Annotated in this window: 4 protein-coding genes and 1 pseudogene; all 5 read right to left on the bottom strand. The window is 40.4% G+C overall.

Going from position 1 to position 3,514, the window contains the following annotated elements; translation table 11 throughout:
* Positions 1-198: pseudogene (locus R7190_RS25400) on the bottom strand (hypothetical protein); the annotation flags it as partial.
* Positions 199-339: 141 nt separating this feature from the next.
* Positions 340-642: a hypothetical protein gene (locus R7190_RS25395; RefSeq protein ID WP_186584912.1), complete on the bottom strand. Its 303-nt coding sequence runs from the start codon at positions 640-642 to the stop codon at positions 340-342.
* A 288-nt stretch (positions 643-930) separates the two neighbouring features.
* Positions 931-1,599, bottom strand: a complete 669-nt coding sequence (locus R7190_RS25390) for a hypothetical protein (RefSeq protein ID WP_025769008.1) — start codon at positions 1,597-1,599, stop codon at positions 931-933.
* 168 nt (positions 1,600-1,767) lie between these two features.
* Entirely contained in the window at positions 1,768-2,100 is a 333-nt protein-coding gene (locus R7190_RS25385) for a VOC family protein (protein WP_261393556.1), read from the bottom strand.
* Positions 2,101-2,297: 197 nt separating this feature from the next.
* A complete protein-coding gene (locus R7190_RS25380; RefSeq protein WP_025640120.1) occupies positions 2,298-2,789 on the bottom strand; it encodes an RDD family protein in 492 nt (163 codons plus the stop codon).
* Positions 2,790-3,514: the final 725 nt, after the last annotated feature.

Below are 3,514 nucleotides of genomic sequence, written 5' to 3'. Positions count from 1 at the left end.
TGAAGTATGCACTTTGGAAGCCATCCGATAAGCTAACCTACAAAGCCCAATGATTCGTAAACAATCGGCTATCAAGAGAAGCTGCCATTCTAGCTTCTCTTTTTGGTTTGAAAGCTTGAATACGAGGGCTTTATACAGCTTTACAACAAGTGTCTGAAAAACGCCAAAAGTTACCCTGTCCCTTTGATATTCCACCATGTCCTCCAAGAACATAACGCCGCGTTAAGTGGTGAACAACGCGACCACCCAACCTAAACCATTGCACCGTAAACACAAAACTTATTTTAAACCGAAAATGCCAAGCGTTGTGAATCCGTCTTAAACGCTTTGTTAGGCATTTTATCCTTTATAAACCAAGCGCTTAATTGGATTTCGCTTACCTGCGATATAAAACTTGAAGTACAATCTCTTGCCCCCCAACGCTTTATGCCCCCATTCAAAATAGTCTGTCCCACTAAAGTTAATTTTTTTACTTGCATGAGCAGGAATACAAATATCGTGCGTATCTTCCGCTGGATTTTCATTGCGATAGGCTGTCCATTTGAACCCTTTGCGTTCGCAAAACAGTAATTCCCAATATGAAATGATAATGGGAGTACCTGAGAGGTTTCTTATGATTATGTCGTTACCAATTTCAGGCACTCCAACAAAACCATAGCTGATTTCAATTCGTCGCCTAGCCTTCCACAGCTCCCATAGTTTGATGAAAGCTAACAACCAACGTAGACAAACCTGCACCCCAGAGCGCAATCATTTCATTGCTAATGTTCATGAAACTCCTTAAATGCCTAACGCCCTGTTAAGGTGTGAGCAACGCAATACAAAAGCTGCCGCAAACCACCTTAAACACTAAAATCAACGCATAGTAAAAATGCCACGCGTTGTGAATCACTCTTAAACAGTTTGTTAGAATTACGTCTCACTGCGGATCTATCTATTTCGTACACCATCACCAAATTCAGTAAAGTCGCTGATTTGGCTTAACTTAAATCTGTGTTCAAGAACAAAGGTTGACCACTTCTCTTTAAATATTGGGACATCATCATCAAGCTCACTAACATTTTCTGTAGTGAGCATCTTTTTTGTCAGGTAATTAATACTAGTAACTACCTCCACTCTAGGACCTCGATTAGCCATTGCGTCATAACCGATTAACTCAAGATCTGAATCTTGGTAACGGAAGTTGTAACTCCACTGGTTCTCAAATCGACCATCTAAAAAATCAATATGTAAGTTTCCTTTTGTAATACTCATTAAGATCTCTTCAGCCCTTCCTTCTTCATCAACAGAAAAGAAGCAATTGTCATTTTCAACAACGACGTCGTACTCGTCGTTATTTCTTAAAGCAACAATAATTCCTCTTCGGTTGAGATCTAACTGACCACGGTACTCATCAGTGACCATTTTGTTTTGGTCTGTACCTTGTATCATCAAAACAATATCGTCTCTACCATCTCCATTTAGGTCACCATGAATAGCCTCAATTATAGTATGACCATTAGGAACGATTTCCCAATAGGAGCTATCAAGGTCGATTTTTTCTTGTGCTAAAACGTTTGCTCCAAATAGCAAAGCTGATAATAAAAGTAACTCTTTCATTTCTCGCTCTATGATTTTTCAGTAGTAAGTTCTAACGCCAAATTAAGGTGTGAACAACGCTAACCACCCTACCTAAAGCATTGTGCCATAAACACTAAACTTGCTTGAACTGAAAGCGCCAAGCGTTGTGAATCACTCTTAAATTTATTGTTATATGCGTACTCGAAGCTACATTGAAACTGCTTCGATTTTGTTTCCGTCTAAGTCACGTACGAACGCTGCATAGTAAGTTTCACCGTACTCTGGTCTTAAGCCGGGCTTACCTGCACATGAACCACCCAATTCAATGGCTGTAGAATAGAACTGCTCAACAGCTTCTTTTGACGGCGCATTGAAAGCCACATGAGCACCATTACTTGATGTCGCTTTTCCTTCACAAGGGCTTCCAACCCAAAATTCAAAGTTTTCACCATAAGCCGCTGCAATATTTTCTATATAATGAGCACGCTTAATAGACAACGTAGAAAGAACTGAGTCATAAAACCCAACTGCTTTTACCACATCAGAAGCGCCAACTTAGACGTGATTTAGAATCATTTTTAAGTCCTTTTATTGTTTGAAACTTGAAAGCATATAACGCCGCGTTAAGTAGTGAGCAACGCCACCACGAAAGCTAACCATACCACCGTAAACACAAAACCCAACGATGGAATGAAAAATGCCATGCGTTGGGAATCTGTCTTAAACGCTTTGTTATGTTAATTTTTTGACGAGAACTCAACTTCTTGAGGTATATTGCGGGCTTTTTCGCATATAACTACAGTATTGGCGAGTTTGTCGTGCCACCCCTGTTTACGCTTATCCCACGCAACCCAAAATATACCTAGACCAAGAGGGATTGTCGCTAGGATATACCCAAGGTATCTTACAATGTACTGTTGAAGGGTAGGTTTATCACCAGTCTTAGCGTCTACAATTTTAGCTGATATAGCCATTTTGCCTGGAGTCGCTTGACGATACAGCCAGAAACCGATGATCGCTACCAATGGAAAAATCCAGCTTAAAATCAGGTCAGCGAAACCTTGCACTAATGCATCATTGTCAAAGTATGCCCAGCCATAAACCGCCACTAGAATCGGGTATGTAAGGACACAAATTATCACAGTATCGATTAGACTAGCACCAACTCGAGGCCAGAAGCCTGAGTATTCGTACAAATCGCTCATTTTAGCAGGAACATTATCTTTCATATTATTTACCTAGTTTATAAAACCAACGTAAACATATGATACGCAATGCAATTTATATCTCAAGGTAATATTCAATCAATTGCAAATCACCTCAATTAACATAACGCCTTGCTAAGGTGTGAGTAACGCAATACAAAAGCTACCGCAAAGCGCCTTAATCACATAAGCCACCGCAAAGTAAAAATGCCACGCGTTACGAATCACTCTTAAGCAATTTGTTAGTACATGCACTACTTCTATTTATACGCTCCAAGATATTGAAAAGTGGCATGATATGAAAGGCTTTGAACACTGAAGTGAGACGGGCAGCTACAAAACTTTACCCCGATTAAGGGAGGAAAGTTGGGTAGAAGAAAAACGCACAGAATTCCCCGAATTTCACTGGCTTCAAATTAGAAAAGGATTCGATCCTCGCACTTCGACTGCAACACCAAAGAAAGACAACTCTGACTTAGTAAAAACCACGAAAGAGAAGAAGCGCCAAAGAAATTGGCTAAGAGTTAGAAACCGTAAACGGTGAAATCAAAGCAAACACTCCGCATATAGTGCCACCGGAAAGAACGTGAAAGGTACAAGCTGAAAGGTGTAAAGATGAGCGCTGAAACAGATAAACACCAAAACTTATGACCTTTGATATCAAACCCGTACTAACGCCCTGTTAAGGTGTGAGCAACGCAATGCCGAAGCTGCCGCATACCACCTTAAACACTAAACACAACGCATAG

Source organism: Vibrio sp. 1078-1 (assembly GCF_033340475.1).
The sequence above is the reverse complement of the archived record's forward strand: the minus strand, read 5'-3'. Positions and strand labels throughout refer to the sequence as shown.